Source organism: Halomicroarcula saliterrae (assembly GCF_031624395.1).
GTDB lineage: Archaea > Halobacteriota > Halobacteria > Halobacteriales > Haloarculaceae > Haloarcula > Haloarcula saliterrae.
Genome location: NZ_JAMQON010000001.1, coordinates 879,000 through 895,342, shown reverse-complemented (window position 1 = coordinate 895,342; position 16,343 = coordinate 879,000). Strand labels below are relative to the sequence as shown.

Genomic DNA, 16,343 nt, shown 5'->3' with positions numbered 1-16,343 from the left:
GATACATGGGCGCTACCGAGCAGGAACCGAGTGACGACCCGGCGGGCGACGCGCGGGCGGACTACGATTATCAGGGCGCGGACGTCGCCCGGCCGGCGATGGTCGCCGAGCTCACCGAGCGCGTCGCTGGCGACGTTCGGTTCGACGACTACTCCCGACAGCTCTACGCCACGGACGCGAGCGCGTACGAGGTGACACCCGTCGGCGTCGTCTTCCCTGAATCGACGGCCGACGTGGCCGCCGTGGTCTCCTACTGCGCCGAGCGGGAGATCCCCGTCCTGCCCCGCGGCGGCGGGACGAGCCTCGCGGGCCAGTCCGTCAACAGGGCCGTGGTGCTGGATTTCACGCGCCACATGGACGAAATCCTGTCAGTCGACGCCGAGGACCACCGGGCGACGGCGCAGGTCGGGACGACGCTTGGCGACCTGAACGCGGCGCTTTCGAGCGAGGGACTGAAGTTCGCGCCGGACCCGGCGTGGGGCGACAAGTCGGCCCTGGGCGGCGCCATCGGCAACAACTCCACCGGGGCGCACTCGCTGCAGTACGGCAAGACCGACCACTACGTCGAGTCCTGCGAGGTGGTGCTTGCCGACGGGACCGTGACGACCTTCGGCGAGAGCTCGCTGGCACAGCTCCGAGCGGCCGGCGACCCCGACGGCGACCTCGAAGCCCGCATCTACGACGCCCTGGTCCGGCTGGTCGAGGACGGCAGCGGAGCTATCGACGCGGCCTATCCCCGCCTCAAGCGCAACGTCTCGGGCTACAACCTCGACCGGCTGCTGGCCGAGGCCCGCGGCGAGTACGGCGAGGCGGGGACGGTGAATCTCGCGCGGCTGCTGGCCGGCAGCGAGGGGACGCTCGCGGTCGTTACCGAGGCGACCGTCTCGCTCGAACCGGTCCCCGAGACGGAGGCGCTCGCCCTGCTGACCTACGACGACCTCGTGACCGCGATGCGGGACGTGGAGCCGATACTGCGCCACGACCCCGCCGCGGTCGAGGTACTCGACGACGTGTTGCTCGACCTCGCCGCGGAGACCGAGGAGTTCGGCGACCTCGTCGCCGACATCGTGCCCGAGGGGACGGGCGCGATACTGCTCGTGGAGTTCTACGCCGACAGCGACGACGCCGGGAAACAGCGGGTCGCGGACCTGCTCGCCGACCGCATCGGCGACGTGGACACGGCGGTCGCGCCGAGCGACGACGCGACCGCGCGGACCGAGGCACAGACACACGCGTTTCTGGGTCGGGAGGCACACAGCGACGCCGAGCGAGAGCGGTTCTGGAAGCTCCGCAAGTCCGGCCTGCCGATTCTGCTGGGCCGGACCAGCGACGCCAAGCACATCAGTTTCATCGAGGACACCGCCATCCCGCCGGAGAATCTCCCCGAGTACGTCGCCGACTTCCGGGAGCTGCTGGCGGAGCAGGGGACGTTCGCCTCCTTCTACGCCCACGCCGGACCGGGCTGTCTCCACATCCGCCCGCTGGTCGATACGAAGACCGTCGAGGGGGTCGAGCGAATGGAAGCCATCGCCGACGGCGCGACCGACCTCGTCCGCGAATACGGCGGCAGCGTCTCCGGCGAACACGGCGACGGTCGCGCCCGGACCCAGTGGAACCACAAGCTGTACGGCGACGACGTGTGGGCGCTGTTCCAGGAGCTCAAGGCGACGTTCGACCCCGACTGGCTGTTGAACCCCGGCCAGGTGGTCGGCGTCGACGAGGCGGCCGTCGAGGCCGGCGACGCGCCGCCGCGGGCCGGAACGGTCGATATGACCGAACAGCTCCGCTTCGACCCCGACTACGAGTTCGAGATGGGGTTCGACCCGCAGCTGTCCTGGCCCGAGGAGAACGGCATGCAGGGGATGGTCGAGCTCTGTCACGGCTGTGGCGGCTGTCGCGGCCCACAGGAGACGACGGGGAGCGTGATGTGTCCGACCTACCGCGCGGCCGACGAGGAGAGCACCTCGACGCGGGGCCGGGCGAACATGCTCCGGCAGGCGATGAGCGGCGACCTGCCGGACGACCCGACCGACGGCGAGTTCGTCTCGGAGGTGATGGACCTCTGTATCGGCTGTAAGGGGTGTGCGCGGGACTGCCCGAGCGAGGTGGACATGGCGAAGCTCAAAGCCGAGGTCGAACACGCCCACCACGAGGAGCACGGGGCCAGCCGCCGAGACCGGCTCTTCGCCAACGTGGAGGCGCTCTCGCGGCTCGGCTCCGCGTTCGCGCCGGTATCGAACTGGGTCGGGGCGGTGCCCGGCAGCGGCTATCTCGGCGAGAAGCTGCTGGGTATCGCCCGCGAACGGGACCTCCCGACCTTCGAGCGCGAATCCTTCGAGGCGTGGTGGGCCGACCGCGGCCCCGCGGTCCCCGAGGCCGAGGCGACGCGCCGCGCGCTGCTGTTCCCGGACACCTACAACAACTACAGCCACCCAGAGGTCCTGCGCGCTGCCGTCGAGGTGCTCGAAGCCGCCGGGGTCCACGTGCAGGTCCCCGACGACGCGGGGCCCTCGGGTCGGGCCGCCCACTCGAAGGGGTTCCTCGACGTGGCCGGCGACCGGGCCGCGGCGAACGTCGACGCGCTCGCCCCCCGGGTCGCCGATGGGTGGGACGTGGTCGTCGTCGAACCCTCCGACGCGGTGATGTTCCAGTCCGACTATCTGGACCTGCTGGGCCACGACCACGACGGCGCGACCGGGCTCGCGGCCGGCGCCTTCGGCCTCTGTGAGTATCTCGACCGCTTCGCGCTCGACGCCGAAATACGCTGGGCCGCACCCGACGAGTCGCTGACCTACCACGGCCACTGCCACCAGAAGGCAATAAAGAAGGACCACCACGCGGTCGGTGTTCTCCGCCGGGCGGGCTACGCCGTCGACCCGCTCGACTCGGGCTGCTGTGGCATGGCCGGGTCCTTCGGCTACGAAGCCGAACATTACTCTATGAGCCAGTCCATCGCCGACATCCTCTTTGGCCAGGTCCGGGCGAGCGACGGCGACCGAGTGGTCGCTCCCGGGGCCTCCTGCCGGACGCAACTCGGCGACGGCCCCACCGACGGCCCGGTCCCACACCCGGTGGAAAAACTGGCAGACGCCGTCCGGACAGACGGTGAGTAGGGGGTCCATTCACAGCGCTTTTATGCTGTCCTCGGGTCTTACGAGATAGATGTCCCGCGCGGTTGTCGTCACACTCGCCGCTGTCCTGCTGGTGGGCAGCCTCGCCGTTTCGCCCGCTGTAGCGGCGTCGAGCGAGAACCGACTACAGACGCCGGACAGGTTCGACACGACGACGTTCCGAATCGCCCTGTACGAGAACGGGTCGGCGACGTGGACGATAGCGCACCACCAGCCCCTGGAGACCGACAACGAGACCGCGCAGTTCCGGAGCTACGCCGAGGCGTTCGAGGAAAACGAGACGGAGCTGTACCGGAACTTCGTCGACGACGCCGAGACGCTCACACGGACGGGGACAAACAAGACGGACCGGCAGATGGACGCCCGGAACTTCCGGCGGTCGGCGGGAATCGAGCCCGTCCAGGACCGGGGGACGGTTCGGATGTCGTTCCTGTGGACGAACTTCTCGCGAGTGTACGCGGACCGCGTCGTCGTCAGCGACGTGTTCGAGGGCGGGTTCTACATCGGGACCGGCCAGACGTTGGTGTTCGAGCACGACACGTCGCTGGCGTTTACCGCCGCCGAGCCGTCACCGGCCTCACAGAGCGACCCGCAGTCGCTCCGTCAGAGCGGGACGATAACTTACGCCGGGGAACGCACGTTCACCGACAGCAGACCGTACGTCGAACTCGGGCCGCCGCCGGCGACAGGGGCCACGGCGACGCCCAACGTCTCCGCGGCAGGGGCCACACCGGGTGAGAGCATGTGGCAGCTGGCGCTCGCGCTCGCAGTCATCGCGCTCGGAGTTGTCGCCGCCGCAGCCTGGCGGTCGGGGGCCGCGACAGCCGTCCTCGGTTCCGACGACGACGGCGGGGCCGCGACGGAGTCGGCCCCCGAGCCAGCGTCCGACACCGCCGTCACGGACGACGAGCTCCTCAACGACGACGACCGCGTCATCAAACTGCTCGAAGACAACGGCGGCCGGATGAAGCAGGTCGACATCGTCGAGACCACCGAGTGGTCGAAATCGAAAGTCAGTATGCTCCTCTCGGATATGGAAGAGGAAGGGGATATCAGCAAGCTCCGCGTGGGCCGTGAGAACATCATCAGCCTCGCCGGTGAAGAGCCCGACGCGGCCGGCTCTCCCTTCGACGAGGAGTGAGAAACCCACACAGGGCACTCCCGAAGCGCAATGATTATACGTACCTCTGTCCTTCGACAGAATGTACGCTCCGGTGGTGTAGTCCGGCCAATCATATCACCCTCTCACGGTGATGACCAGGGTTCAAATCCCTGCCGGAGCATTCCTCTGTTCGACGTGCCGAGCGATGGCGGCGGTTCTTTGAGGGACGGGGACGACCGAACGGTATGGCTGTCCCGCTCGCGCCCACGCTCGTCGCTATCGTCCTCCTACTCGCTTGCAGCGCCTTCTTCTCCAGCAGCGAGACGGCCCTGTTCTCGCTCTCGCGGGAGTGGGTCGCCCAGGCGGCCCCGACGGACGCACGGGCAGCGGCCGTGGCGGACGTGCTCGAAGACCCACACCGACTGCTGGTCACGCTGCTCGTGGGGAACAACGTCGTCAACATCACGCTGTCGAGCCTGTTGACCGCCCTGCTCGTCGACCGACTCGAACCCGGGCTGGCCGTAGTCGCCACGACGGTCGTCGCCAGCACCGTCATCCTCGTCGCCGGCGAGATACTACCGAAATCCTACGGGCTGGGACACGCTCAGTCGTTCGCGCTCACCGTCGTCAGGCCACTCCGGTACGTCGAACTCCTCCTGTACCCGGTGGTCACTGTGTTCGACCTGCTTACGAGAACTGTGTCGGACCGCATCGGCGGTCAGCAGTCGATAGAGCAGACCTACGACGAGGTGGAGTGAAACCCATCGAGAGAGTAGAGAAAGAGCGTTACTCGCCGTCCCACTCCGCCCGACAGTCGTCGTCGCAGAAATGCGCCGTCTGGACGCTGTTGTCCTCGACCCACGTGATGACGCGGTGTGTCACCTCGTTAGCGATTGCGGCGTCACATACAGCGCAGTTCGGGGCGTCCGCCTCGTCGATATCCTCGTGGTGATCCGATGTTGGGTCGACCATCTTACCGGAGCGTCGTCGTCACCATACTTAATCTCACATACTCGTCCCGAGAACCCGTCAACCTCGCGACTTCTTCGGCGCTCGCGTCTGTCCCCGTTCGGCAGTACCGAGGTTCCCGACGCCGTTCGGGCCCTCGCTACCTGTCCCGTATGACCGTCTCACCGGGTGTCGTGGTCGCGCCCGCCGAGAGCACTACGCCGGCGTTGAGACTGGTGTTGATAGCCGTCCGGACGCCGTCGCCCGCGACGACCCCGAACTTCCGGCGGCCCGTCGAGACGCGGTCGCCTTTGACCGTTATCGTCACCGGTTCGCCGTCGTGGCGCAGGTTCGCCACCTGCGTGCTCGCGCCCAGGTTCACGTCGGTTCCCAGCACGCTGTCGCCGACGTAGGAGACGTGTGGCACGTTCGAGTCGGCCATCACGACGCTGTTTTTCACCTCGACGCCGTGGCCGACGTGGGTGTCCTCGCCGAGCATCGTCGCGCCCCGGACGTAGGCGTTCGGACCGACGGTCGCCCCGGCGCGGACCAGCGCCGGCCCCTCGATGACGACGCCGGGTTCGACGACCGCTCCCTCCTCGACCACCACGTCGCCCCGCAGGTCCGCGTCGCCCCGGACCTCGCCGTCGATACGGCGGTCGACCTCGGCGAGTTTCCACTCGTTGGCCGCCAGTAGCTCCCAGGGCCGTCCCACGTCGAGCCAGCGGTCCACCTCGACGGCCGTCACCGAGTGCTCCTCGATGACCCGGGTGAGAACGTCGGTTATTTCCCGTTCGCCCCGCTCGCTCAGCTCCACGTCGAGCCACTCGCGGGCCTCCGCGGGGAAGACGTACGCGCCGGCGTTCGCGAGTTCGGTCGGCGGCTCCTCGGGCTTCTCGACGATAGCGGTGACCCGGTCGCCGTCAGTCGAGAGGACCCCGTAGTTCGACGGGTCGGGCACCCGGTAGGCCGCGATAGCGGGCGCGGCGTCGAACAGCGCCGCGAGGCTCGCCTCGTCGTAGAGATTGTCGCCGTTCAACACGGCGAAGGGCCCGTCGAGGTACTCGCTGGCGGCGTTGACGGCGTCGGCCGTCCCGAGCTGTTCCTCCTGTACGGCGAACTCCACCGGGACGCCGCGGTAGCGCTCGCCGAAGTACTTCCGGACGGCGTCGGCTTCGTAGCCGACGACGAAGATGAGTTCCTCGGCCCCCGCCTCGATGGCCGTGTCCGCGGTGTGAGCGACCAGCGGGCGGTCAGCCACGGGGAGCATCGGTTTCGGCGTGTTCTCGGTCAGTGGGCGCATCCGTGTGCCTTCACCGGCAGCGAGTACGACTGCTTGCATATGTCGTCGGACTCACGGCCCCCGAAAATAGCTACCGCTGTGGCAGCGATTCCCATATTTCCGCGAGCGGTCGGCGAAAGAATACCGGTCGCTGCTCACGTATTGGTCGCAGCAAAATGCTCGGTCAGGGATTTGACCCTGGTCCTCGGCTCGAAAGGGCTACCCTAACCGCAGGGTGGCCATTCGTTTCGAGCCTACCCAAATCCGCTCAATTGCGTTTTTTGGCCGCTACTAACAACTATTATGCAGGGGTGATACTTAAACCACCGAGATGATTGTCCACCAGCCAAGTTCGATTCGAATGAATCTCGAACCGGGACCACATCAGAAATGGAATTCTAGTGCTGATTCCTGTGCCTATGCGTAACATACCTCGCTCAGAATTAATACACCCCGGGTCATGAGGAATAATTAGACTCACAGACGAGGTGATTCGACATGCTGACTGCTAAACCCACTCCGCGGCCCGCTTCCCTGCCGATAGCCGCGGGTGGCCCGTGTTTGCTACGCGGTCAGCGTGTGGAACCGGACAGTAATTCCTGGATGGAATATGCCGTCGAGCAATTCGACGCGATTCCGTCCGGCGATGTCCGGACATCTTCGCCCGCATAACCCGGCTCCTCACGCGGACTACCCGCTCGGAGCCAGGGAACACGGGCCTGCCGCCTGCTCAAGCTTGGCAGTGTCGTCCATCTCGGGCGAGCTGGCGGGCGCGCTCGCGGCACGTTGACTCTGTTCGCACCCGATAGCGGTGCGGACCTGTGACCGCTGTGGGCCGACCACAGCGCCGTCACGAGCACACAACAGCCACAGATAGCGGCGGCACTGTGCAGCCCCGGAGTCTCCGTTGGCGAGGGACGCGGGACTTTGGATCCCGAGGTCGGGAGTTCGATTCTCCCCGGGGCGATAGCCGTCGCGTGCCGGCGTGGTGTAACTCGGAAGCATACGGCCCTGTCACGGCCGTGATTCGGGTTCAAATCCCGACGTCGGCGTCAGAATACTGCGGTCGGATGCCCATCGAGGCAGGCACACGCGGTCGACAATGCTGTCGACGGCGACGGGCCCGGAAGGGTCTGGAACCTGCATGGACCGGTGTGGCATTCGAGACTGAGCTGACAGTCGAAGCACGCCCCCGCGAGGACGGGAGCGAGCGGTCGCTTCTGTCCTCGCACCCACAGACGAATAGACAGAAAACCACTTTCGGGTCGATGGTCCAGCGGCCGACGATTCGTGCCTTGGGGGCACGAGACCGAGGTTCGAATCCTCGTCGACCCATGTGCCGCGATGGTCTAGCCTGGTCGGACGCCTCCCTGCTACGGAGGTCTCCTGCAAGGGATTCCCCGGTTCGAATCCGGGTCGCGGCGTCCTGTTGTCAAGCAGGGTTGGGAACAGCCCCTTCTGAGGTGAGACAGGCAGACAGGTGACTGCGCTCGGTTTGAAACCGAGAGCCGAGAGGCTTCGGAGTTCGACTCTCCGTCTCACCGTTGACGGGGTTTCCCTAGTCTGGCCAAGGGGCCGTGCTGGAACCACGGTGCCCGCGAGGGTACGGGTGTTCAAATCGCCCTCCCGCCGTGCAGCTATGGATTCGTGGTCCAACGGGAAGACGCCCGCTTCCAGAGCGGGAGATGGCTGTTCGAAAACCGCTTGCGGTTTTCGAGCCCTGGAAGACGAACGTGGTTCGAAAGGCGCCACGCGCCTTTCGTTCATCACGAGAGAGCTCCGCTCTCTCGGACGACAGTGAGTCTTCCTCTGGTTCGATTCGGTCCGAATCCATTTTCCGCGGTAGCCAAGCGGCCAACGGCGGCGGGCTTAAGACCCGCTGAACAGCTCTTCGAGGGTTCGAATCCCTCCCGCGGAATGCGTCGCCATACCCAAGTGGTCAACGGGGCACGGTTGAGGGCCGTGTGTGCAGACTATCGCAGGTTCGAATCCTGCTGGCGACATGCCGGCCACAGTGCTGGCTCTGAGACGGTGCGTCGCCGTACCCAAGTGGCAACGGGAGGCGGCTCAGAACCGCCGGCGTAGGTCCTGCCGAGGTTCGAATCCTCGCGGCGACACTCTGCGGGATTGGGTAGCCTGGCTGATCCCGGCTGGCTCATAACCAGCAGACCCACGTTCGAATCGTGATCCCGCAATCGCAGTTACGGCGAGCGCGCCTTCTGTGGGCCCCTAGCTCAATTGGCAGAGCGCCCGCTTCGCAAGCGGGAGGCTCCGGGTTCGAGTCCCGGGGGTGTCCATCTACTTCCCGTGGTCAAGCGGTCTACGACGCCGTCCTGTAGAGGCGGAGACGCACGTTCGACTCGTGCCGGGAAGATCTGGTAGCTAGCTGTTTGGACAGCTGACTGCCGCTGTGGGACGGTGGAATAGCTTGGTTCACCAACTCTCTCAATGGGTTTTCACCGGAACTCCGGTGCGACGCTGAGAGTTCCTTCGTCACGCTTCTAACGTGGTCACGCAGGTTCGAATCCTGCCCGTCTCATCTGCTCCAGTGGAGTAGCGGCCAAACTCACGGCCCTCTCACGGCCGAGCCCCCGGTTCGAATCCGGGCTGGAGCATTGGCAGACAGTCCAGTGGAGTGGACGTGCCGCTCACATCGGCGAGATCGCAGGTTCAAATCCTGCTCTGCCAATGCAGGCGCGTAGCTCAGTGGTCAGAGTCCCCGCGCTGATAACGAGATTGTCAGCGGTTCGGGAATCGCTGAGCGATTTCCGAGCCCTGCCAGACGCGCACAGCAAAGCGAGCACGTCTGGCTCTGGTTCAACTCCGCTCGCGCCTATGCGGTCGATACACTGTGGGCCCGGAGCATATGAGAACATGCGCCGACTTTTAACCGGCAGATAGCGGGTTCAAATCCCGTCGGGCCCGTTGGAATCGCCCCACGATTCCACCACTGTTTCCTAATCTGCCGGGCGGTCCCGCGTGGTGCGGGTACTCGGCTGTTACCCGAGTTGTGCGAGGTTCGACTCCTTGGCCCGGCGTGGGGCTTGCACTCCCCCATCCACCGCCCTGTCTTCGTGCCACGGTGGCAGAGCGGTCCAACGCACCCGCCTGCAGAGCGGGACAGCGTCGGTTCGAATCCGACTCGTGGCTTGCGCTCCCGGAGTCCCCGCTGGCGAGGGATGCTACCCTTTCAAGGTAGAGGTCAGGGGTTCGATTCCCCTCGGGAGCACTATCGGGCGCTGCTGCGACCCGAGGAACCAATTACGACGCACGAACACGAGGTAGCACACAATGACTATCGAACATCTGGACTTGGAGTATAGCGCGGAAGACATCAGAGATTTTATCGAAGCCGCCGTCGCCACGCGGGGCTCCGAAAACCGCCCGCGGTTCTACGCAATCACCGGGAGCCACATTTATGGCTTCGACAGCGCCGAGAGCGATATCGATGTCCGCGGTCTGCACATGGCTCCAGCCGAGTCGTACGCGTACCTCGATACCCCGGCCGAGGAAGTCACCGTCAACATGGATGGGACGACCGAAGGTTTCGAGGAGTACGCCGAAGTCGACCTGCGGAGCTACGAGCTGAAGAAGTTCGCACAGCTCCTGCAGTCGGCGAACTACAACATCGTCGAACTGGTCTTCGAAGCGCCGACGGTCATGAACGGGATGCCGCTGGAGATGGACGCACTGCAGGACCTCATCCGGGAGTTCCTCCCGATGAACGTCCCACACGCGTACCTCGGCATGGCAAAGTCGAATTACTACAAGCACCTCGATCCCGAGAAGGCTGAGGGGTACGATCCGCGAGCGAAGAAGTTCCTCTACGTCTACCGTGGGCTGCTCGGCGCGCAGTATGTCGTCGAGTACGAGGATATCGAGGCCGATATCTTCGAACTCGCCGATGCTATCGATGGCGGCGACCCTGCGCTCGTCGAGGACCTCGTCGCGCACAAGCGCACCGGTAACTCGGCGACCGTTCCGGACGCCTTGGAAGAGCGGGCTCGGAATGCGATCACCGGACAGTTCAACGCTATCGGCGAGTTCCCGACGCCGGACAAGAGCGGCTACAGAGAAGCGCTGGACAACTGGATGCGGAAAGTCAGAGCATGATTCTGCGTCTCTGATTGTGTCGTCTGCCCTTGACGGGGCAGTACTGCGTGGCCGGGTTGGGGTAACTGGCAACCTTCGGCCCTGTGACGGACGAGCAGCGAGTTCGAGTCTCGCACCCGGCCTTCGGGACACCGTCGAGGCGGTGGGTTACTTCCTCTTGATAGGAGCCGCAGTCCACCCACCGCCGATTTCCCGGTGTCCTACCATTCGTCGGCGGCCGTCGAGACGGAGCGTTCCTTCCTCAGGCACCCGCGGGTTCGACTCCTGCACCGCTCCGTCGATTTTCCGGCCGCCATCATGCGAGGCGACCGTCGAGTCGAAGTGTTCCTTCGATCTGGCATCCATCAGGTTCAAGTCCTGACGGTAGGCTCTCCAGCCTATCGTTATGTCCGGACAAAGGGACTGTCCCGACACCGGACCCGCTTCGATAATTTCCCGGTCGCCGTCACTCATAAGGTGGTCGTCGAGCTGGAGTGTTCCTTCGCTTGTGGAGCGACTACTCCGGGTTCGAGTCCCGGGAGCGGACCAGCCGCTCTGGTGTAACTGGTAACACGGTATCCATCGCTCCAGCGATTTTCCGACCACCGCTTGTCCCTGTAGCTCGGTTCGGAACGAGCACCGGCTTTCGAAGCCGGGTGTCACAGGTTCGAATCTTGTCAGGGACGTTCCCCGCTCGCGGTGAGCGGTTTGCGGCGTCGACTGTTGCGACGCCAGTGATAGCATGCAACTGAACGATACGAAACAGACGGTCGCAGAGGCGACACGCACCACCAACCACGAGGGCGGTGAGGCGTTCCGGCCTGTGGACCCACGACTCGCACTGTACAAACGAACGATCAACCAGCTGCTCGAAGATTCGTACTACGAGGACGACACGGAGCACCTGCGGGCGGTCGTCGAGCGTTTCGACGCTGCGACGGCCGAGGACCCGGAGTTCGTCCTGAAACTCGCCGCGTACGCGCGCCAGGAGATGCACCTCCGGGACATCCCGCAGGTCCTGCTCGTGCTGGCGGCGAACGACGCGCGGTTCAAAGATGACTCGGACGAGTCACTCATTCGGGAGTGGACGCAGGCCATCGTCCAGCGGATGGATGAGACAGCGACGGCGCTCGCGGTCCACGACAAACTGTTCGGTGGGACTGCGCCGTGGCCGCTGCGTCGCGGTATCGAGGACGCACTCGTCGAGATGGCTGACGCGTACACGCTGGAGAAGTACGCGCTCCCGCGGCGGGAGGTGACGCTGCACGACGTGTTCAACCGCGTCCACCCGACACCGGTTGACGAGGAGCAGGAAGACCTGTTCGAGCGGTTCATGCGCGGTGACCTCGACGACTATCCGGATGTGGAGCCGCTGCCGTCGCCGAACACGTGGGAGACGGTCATCTCTGAGCAGGGGAACACGGCCGAGGCGTGGGAGACACTCATCGAAGACGACGAGTACTCCCTGCCCATCTTCGCCTCGATTCGGAACCTGCGGAACATGCTCGAAGCCGGCGTCGACGAGGAGACAATTGTCGGGCACCTGGAGCTGGAAGCGGTGCAGCGTGCGCCGCTGTACCCGTTCCGGTACTACCAAGCGTACAAAGCGCTGCAGAACGCTGGCCTTGACGCGCCCGAGGTCGAGCGGTGGCTGGAACAGGCCGTCGACGTGGCCGTCGAGCATGTCCCTGATGACCTCGGCAACACGTTTGTCGGGGTGGACCTCTCGGGGTCCATGACCGCGGCGCTCTCCGATCAGGGCACACTCCAACGGAAGGAAATCGGTGCACTGTTCGGTGCGGTGCTTGCCGACCAGGGTGCCCGCGTCGGCGGGTTCGGGTCAGAGTTCCAGACTGTTTCCACCCACATCGATACGCCAGTCCTGCAGCGACAGAGAGCAGTCATGGGTATCGATGACGAGGTCGGGAACTCGACTAACGGCTGGAAAGTCCTCGACTACCTCCGGGAGGAAGACATCGCTGTCGAGCGAGTCGTCCTGTTCACCGACATGCAGATTTGGGACTCGACGGCTCGACTGGTCGACGGCGACCGGACTGTCCGCGAGGCCTTTGAGGAGTACCGTGCAGCGGTGGCGTCAGAAGCATCGCTGTACATGGTCGACCTCGCATCGTACGGCGACCTCGCAACACCGGAAGGATACGAGGACGTGTACAACGTCTCGGGGTGGTCTGAGCAAGTGCTGGAGTTCATCGGCTACGCCGAAGAACCGATGCAGGTCATCGGCAAGATCGATGACTTCGAGCCAGCGTGACTGCAGTTTCCGATTTTTGCGCGAGTAGTGGAGTCTGGCCTACCACGCGGCTGTGCCATGGCTGAAACAGGCGTTCAAATCGTCTCTCGCGCATTCGGAGCGAATCATGGCGGGACGGTCCCGCCGGGTCGCTCCAATGGAGGTACTACGATGGCAATCACCAGTGACAACGACACGCGACAGACTACGACCCTAGTCGTCACCGTCCGCGTTCCGAACGGAGCGGACGGCGACCTCACGACCAACGCAGAGCGGCGGCTCTCGCGCGCCGACGGGATCCTCGCTGTCACTGTTGAGGGCCTCCAGGAGCTACAGCCCGGCCTCTCCGCTACCAAAGCGACTGTCCGCGTCACAGTTGAAACAGCTGAAGGCCGAAAGACACAATCAGTCGAGGATACACTCGCTGGACAGACCGGTGTCGAAGTTACGGATTAGTCCGTTGACCTTCTCATTCGTATCGCTCTTCGAGGTTGTCCAAGGCGCGCCAGAACCCTATTGTTCAGTTTCGTCGTCAATGTCACCGAGCGTCATCTGCCTTCCAGACACCTCATCATCAAGATAGTCGTCGATTGATTCAATATCGTACTTTTGCTCCAACCGTACTTGATCGGCGACGCTAGAATCAGCCATAGAAATGATGATTTGATACTCATCAAGCACTTCCGGTATCTCCAGAAGAAAGTCTGTAATGTCCTCAGCGTTCTCTCCGTCCTGACCGTTCCCATAAGGAGAGTCAATCATGAGCAGCTTCAACGGAAGCATAGTCTCTTCTCTCTGCAATTCAGCTAGTACCGAAGTATGGAACAGTAACATACTGAGAGTAAGCTCGGCGTTGGTTTGCTCCAATAGCTCCGGTTTCGACTTGTCATTAGCGACATGGACAGTATAGCGGTACGAATCCCTGTCTCTGAACGTCACGTAATCTGCTTCCTTGAACGTACCCCGTGAGAACACGTCAAGCAAAGACTCCATTCTCCGCTTCAGACGTGTCTGCAATTCTCTCCTCGCCTCAATCCGTTCCTCAACTAGTAAGTCTTGGAACGATTTCAAAGCTGCCCGACGCTCCTCTTTGTGAACCCGCTGCTCGTTCAACCTCGTTAACCGACGGACCTCCAAGGCGAGGTCGTGAAGCATCTCACGTTTCGTCTCAATCCGGAGTTCAAGCTTCCGACTCTGCTCTTTCAGGCTACCAATCTTTTCCTCCAACGTGCTTTTCCTCTGTTTGTACTCCCTGAACTTCGACTCCGACTGTTCCTCCTCCAACTCTTCCAGCTGTTCCTTCTTCTCCTCAATCCTCTCAGCCAAGAACTCAATCTCCCCTCTAACCCTCCGTTTCTTTTCCTCCAACTCGTTCAGCTCTTCCTGACGCTTCTCCTGCTCTAAGATCTCCCCCTCTTCATCCACTTCAGAAACCGATTCATAACGGTCATCGTCGACGTCCTTACCGCAGAGAGGGCAATCTCCTTCCTCATGGAATTGTCTGTGCTCACTTGGATCAATATCGTTTGTACAGACAGGACATCGATTCGGCAAAGCAACCATCTGCTTCATCTCTTCCAACGCAGGAGCAATCTCCTCAGTAACAGCATCGCTCTCAAGCTTCGAAATCTCTTGTTTAATTGACCCAAACTCGTCATCCTTCTCCTGCTTCCTGTTCTGCAAGTCAGAGATTTCGTCCTGAATATCGATCTTCTCAGTAAGGGTTTCGCTGATATCCTCCTTATTCTCCAGCAGGCGAGAAAGCTCCTCCTTTTCCTCTATTTTCTCCACTATCTCTGACTCTATTTCCTCTTGTTCGTCGATAAGACTCCGGATGTCCTTACTGATACTGACAGCTCGCTGCTCTCTTCCTCGTAGATGAGCTTTCGCCTCTTGCTCTTCTTCGCTAAGTCTGCATTCCTCAATCTGATTCTCGACCCCTCGTTCAACGTTCGTCAAAGTGATTCCAAACAGGACATCGATTAAGTCAGTTGCATCGTCACAGCTGTAGAACTTCCTCAACTCGCCTGTGATGACGCTGAACAACGAGAAAACATCGAAGTCATCGAAGTCCTGCTGATAGATTGGAGTGTACCCAATAAACTCCCGGATATCGCCTTGAGTATGTCTTTGAACCTTTGAAGTCTTATTCTCATCCGGATTCTCGATAATATTCGGCTCGTTCTGACCGCTGTAGCCTACTCCAGGACCTCCCTCCATACCCCGATAGACGCGGTAATCCGTGTCGTCTTTCGACCAATAACCGTTAGTCCCCAACCGTTCAAAGTCCTCTCGGATTGGGTCTGTCACGAGCGGATCGTCATCTTTTCGACCGAATAGGTTGAACCGTGTAGCTTCAATGAAGCTGCTCTTCCCTTTCGAATTCTTCCCGTGAACCACCGTGTTCGGATCGGTAAACGATATATCGAGTTTCTGGATTGCTCTGTAGCCCTCGATATGCATCCGAGAAAGAGAGACAGAGGACTCATCGAAAGTCAAACGTGAGTACCTGTTTTCTAAGATCTCAAGGAACTCCGCTTCATATTTCTCATCAATATCTTGATCCTCCTGAATCGCTTCTTGCACCTTCGACTTGATTTCTTCTTCAGACATAGCTCACACCTCCTTCTGCCGAAACTTCCAGCCACGGCTCCGAATCGTACTCCACCTGACGCCCTCTGATCAACACACCGCGTTCATCAGCTTCATTTACATCGTCGATGCTGTCAACATGGTCCTGAAGTTCCTCAATCGACATGGAACCGCACCTGTTAACCACCGCTGTAATTGCGGCTTCCCACTCGGACAACACGTCAGTGCTGAGATTCTGAAGGATCCCTGCAAATCGGTCCATCAATACCTCACCTGATCCTCCTAAAGAGATCTCAAACCTAGCTCTATTCTCGTTCACTTCCGGTGTTGAATCACCTTCTACCAACTCTTCGTCAACAAGGTTTGATGCATAGAGTCGATGCTTGTCCTCTTGCAGATTTCTCGAAAACGGTCCAGACTCTCTCTTCCGATACGTGTACCGGAAACCAGTCGCCTCCAGTTTCCCATGATCTACAGGCCTAGTATCTTGGCCTATTCTATCCTGCTCGACCAACTCCCGATTCACCAGATATACCAGCTTTTGCAGTTTAAACCGGCTATTGACGAGATTATCCTCGGATTGCTCAGAGTACTCGTGAATCAATTTCAGGAGCATCGTTAGATCCAGAATCTCGTTAATTGAGTACCGGATCTCGTTCCAACTCTTGTAAACCTCGTCAAATGGGATGTTTTGAGTCTCGAATAACTCAACAGTCTCTGGCTCTATCCCTGCCTGATGCAAATAGTCAATAATCTCATCGTCAGTGAAGATATTCTCCTCTAAGAAATTCAAGTACCGCTCGTCGTAATTCGAGAAGTCCATTTCTTCCGCTCCGAACGACTGGTGCACTAAGTCAATGAACTCCCTCCGCTGCTCTCCAGTTAGATCGAGCCACTGACCGACACGGGTAACCGCCTTTTGATGAGTTTCTCTACCCGACATGG

11 protein-coding genes and 21 tRNA genes are annotated in these 16,343 nt (G+C 61.8%); 27 read left to right on the top strand and 5 right to left on the bottom strand.

Features of this window, described 5'->3' with window-relative positions; genetic code table 11:
• Positions 1-5 precede the first annotated feature (5 nt).
• From NDI56_RS04890 to NDI56_RS04875, 4 genes are all read left to right on the top strand, one after another.
• Positions 6-3,113, top strand: a complete 3,108-nt coding sequence (locus NDI56_RS04890) for an FAD-binding and (Fe-S)-binding domain-containing protein (protein ID WP_310918288.1) — start codon at positions 6-8, stop codon at positions 3,111-3,113.
• A gap of 49 nt (positions 3,114-3,162) precedes the next feature.
• Positions 3,163-4,272 (top strand): helix-turn-helix transcriptional regulator, encoded by a 1,110-nt coding sequence (locus tag NDI56_RS04885; RefSeq protein WP_310918287.1) that lies wholly within the window; start codon positions 3,163-3,165, stop codon positions 4,270-4,272.
• Between the two features lie 67 nt (positions 4,273-4,339).
• A tRNA-Glu gene (locus NDI56_RS04880) sits at positions 4,340-4,414 on the top strand.
• Between the two features lie 64 nt (positions 4,415-4,478).
• The gene (locus NDI56_RS04875; protein ID WP_310918286.1) at positions 4,479-4,991 is read left to right on the top strand and encodes a DUF21 domain-containing protein; all 513 of its coding nucleotides are present in this window, start codon (positions 4,479-4,481) and stop codon (positions 4,989-4,991) included.
• Positions 4,992-5,019: 28 nt separating this feature from the next.
• Here the strand turns inward: NDI56_RS04875 and NDI56_RS04870 are convergent, their stop codons facing one another.
• Both NDI56_RS04870 and glmU read right to left on the bottom strand, forming a co-directional pair.
• Positions 5,020-5,205 carry a DUF7576 family protein gene (locus NDI56_RS04870; protein ID WP_310918285.1) on the bottom strand — a complete coding sequence of 62 codons (186 nt, stop codon included), beginning with the start codon at positions 5,203-5,205 and terminating at the stop codon, positions 5,020-5,022.
• A gap of 136 nt (positions 5,206-5,341) precedes the next feature.
• The gene (gene glmU / locus NDI56_RS04865) at positions 5,342-6,523 is read right to left on the bottom strand and encodes a bifunctional sugar-1-phosphate nucleotidylyltransferase/acetyltransferase (RefSeq protein ID WP_310918284.1); all 1,182 of its coding nucleotides are present in this window, start codon (positions 6,521-6,523) and stop codon (positions 5,342-5,344) included.
• An 831-nt stretch (positions 6,524-7,354) separates the two neighbouring features.
• On the opposite strand from glmU, the gene NDI56_RS04860 reads away from it, so the two are divergent.
• The 19 genes from NDI56_RS04860 (at position 7,355) to NDI56_RS04770 (ending at position 10,698) form a co-directional block, all read left to right on the top strand.
• Positions 7,355-7,430, top strand: a tRNA-Gln gene (locus tag NDI56_RS04860).
• 12 nt (positions 7,431-7,442) lie between these two features.
• Positions 7,443-7,515, top strand: a tRNA-Asp gene (locus NDI56_RS04855).
• A 210-nt stretch (positions 7,516-7,725) separates the two neighbouring features.
• A tRNA-Pro gene (locus tag NDI56_RS04850) sits at positions 7,726-7,798 on the top strand.
• Between the two features lie 3 nt (positions 7,799-7,801).
• Positions 7,802-7,887 (top strand) — tRNA-Ser (locus tag NDI56_RS04845).
• Positions 7,888-8,010: 123 nt separating this feature from the next.
• Positions 8,011-8,097, top strand: a tRNA-Ser gene (locus NDI56_RS04840).
• Between the two features lie 202 nt (positions 8,098-8,299).
• Positions 8,300-8,381 (top strand) — tRNA-Leu (locus tag NDI56_RS04835).
• A 3-nt stretch (positions 8,382-8,384) separates the two neighbouring features.
• Positions 8,385-8,466 (top strand) — tRNA-Leu (locus NDI56_RS04830).
• 32 nt (positions 8,467-8,498) lie between these two features.
• Positions 8,499-8,580: transfer RNA gene (locus NDI56_RS04825), tRNA-Leu, on the top strand.
• Positions 8,581-8,583: 3 nt separating this feature from the next.
• Positions 8,584-8,658, top strand: a tRNA-Met gene (locus NDI56_RS04820).
• Positions 8,659-8,686: 28 nt separating this feature from the next.
• Positions 8,687-8,760: transfer RNA gene (locus NDI56_RS04815), tRNA-Ala, on the top strand.
• A gap of 4 nt (positions 8,761-8,764) precedes the next feature.
• Positions 8,765-8,837: transfer RNA gene (locus NDI56_RS04810), tRNA-Tyr, on the top strand.
• A gap of 38 nt (positions 8,838-8,875) precedes the next feature.
• A tRNA-Arg gene (locus tag NDI56_RS04805) sits at positions 8,876-9,002 on the top strand.
• 3 nt (positions 9,003-9,005) lie between these two features.
• Positions 9,006-9,078: transfer RNA gene (locus tag NDI56_RS04800), tRNA-Glu, on the top strand.
• A 1-nt stretch (position 9,079) separates the two neighbouring features.
• A tRNA-Val gene (locus NDI56_RS04795) sits at positions 9,080-9,152 on the top strand.
• Positions 9,153-9,155: 3 nt separating this feature from the next.
• A tRNA-Ile gene (locus NDI56_RS04790) sits at positions 9,156-9,299 on the top strand.
• 240 nt (positions 9,300-9,539) lie between these two features.
• Positions 9,540-9,613 (top strand) — tRNA-Cys (locus NDI56_RS04785).
• 3 nt (positions 9,614-9,616) lie between these two features.
• Positions 9,617-9,692, top strand: a tRNA-Glu gene (locus tag NDI56_RS04780).
• A gap of 62 nt (positions 9,693-9,754) precedes the next feature.
• Positions 9,755-10,576 carry a nucleotidyltransferase domain-containing protein gene (locus tag NDI56_RS04775; protein WP_310918283.1) on the top strand — a complete coding sequence of 274 codons (822 nt, stop codon included), beginning with the start codon at positions 9,755-9,757 and terminating at the stop codon, positions 10,574-10,576.
• Between the two features lie 50 nt (positions 10,577-10,626).
• Positions 10,627-10,698 (top strand) — tRNA-His (locus NDI56_RS04770).
• Between the two features lie 25 nt (positions 10,699-10,723).
• Here the strand turns inward: NDI56_RS04770 and NDI56_RS04765 are convergent.
• Positions 10,724-11,029, bottom strand: coding sequence for a hypothetical protein (locus tag NDI56_RS04765; protein WP_310918282.1), 306 nt, complete (start codon positions 11,027-11,029; stop codon positions 10,724-10,726).
• A 137-nt stretch (positions 11,030-11,166) separates the two neighbouring features.
• Between NDI56_RS04765 and NDI56_RS04760 the strand changes: the two genes are divergently transcribed.
• From NDI56_RS04760 to NDI56_RS04745, 4 genes are all read left to right on the top strand, one after another.
• Positions 11,167-11,241 (top strand) — tRNA-Arg (locus tag NDI56_RS04760).
• A gap of 56 nt (positions 11,242-11,297) precedes the next feature.
• Positions 11,298-12,827 (top strand): TROVE domain-containing protein, encoded by a 1,530-nt coding sequence (locus NDI56_RS04755; protein ID WP_310918281.1) that lies wholly within the window; start codon positions 11,298-11,300, stop codon positions 12,825-12,827.
• 18 nt (positions 12,828-12,845) lie between these two features.
• A tRNA-Gly gene (locus NDI56_RS04750) sits at positions 12,846-12,920 on the top strand.
• 57 nt (positions 12,921-12,977) lie between these two features.
• Positions 12,978-13,262, top strand: coding sequence for a hypothetical protein (locus NDI56_RS04745; protein WP_310918280.1), 285 nt, complete (start codon positions 12,978-12,980; stop codon positions 13,260-13,262).
• Positions 13,263-13,319: 57 nt separating this feature from the next.
• Here NDI56_RS04745 and NDI56_RS04740 read toward each other — a convergent pair whose 3' ends face one another.
• Together NDI56_RS04740 and NDI56_RS04735 are read right to left on the bottom strand one after the other, a co-directional pair.
• Positions 13,320-15,419: an AAA family ATPase gene (locus NDI56_RS04740; protein ID WP_310918279.1), complete on the bottom strand. Its 2,100-nt coding sequence runs from the start codon at positions 15,417-15,419 to the stop codon at positions 13,320-13,322.
• Positions 15,412-16,341, bottom strand: a complete 930-nt coding sequence (locus NDI56_RS04735; RefSeq protein WP_310918278.1) for a hypothetical protein — start codon at positions 16,339-16,341, stop codon at positions 15,412-15,414. The genes NDI56_RS04740 and NDI56_RS04735 overlap by 8 nt, the downstream gene beginning before the upstream one ends.
• Positions 16,342-16,343 lie beyond the last annotated feature (2 nt).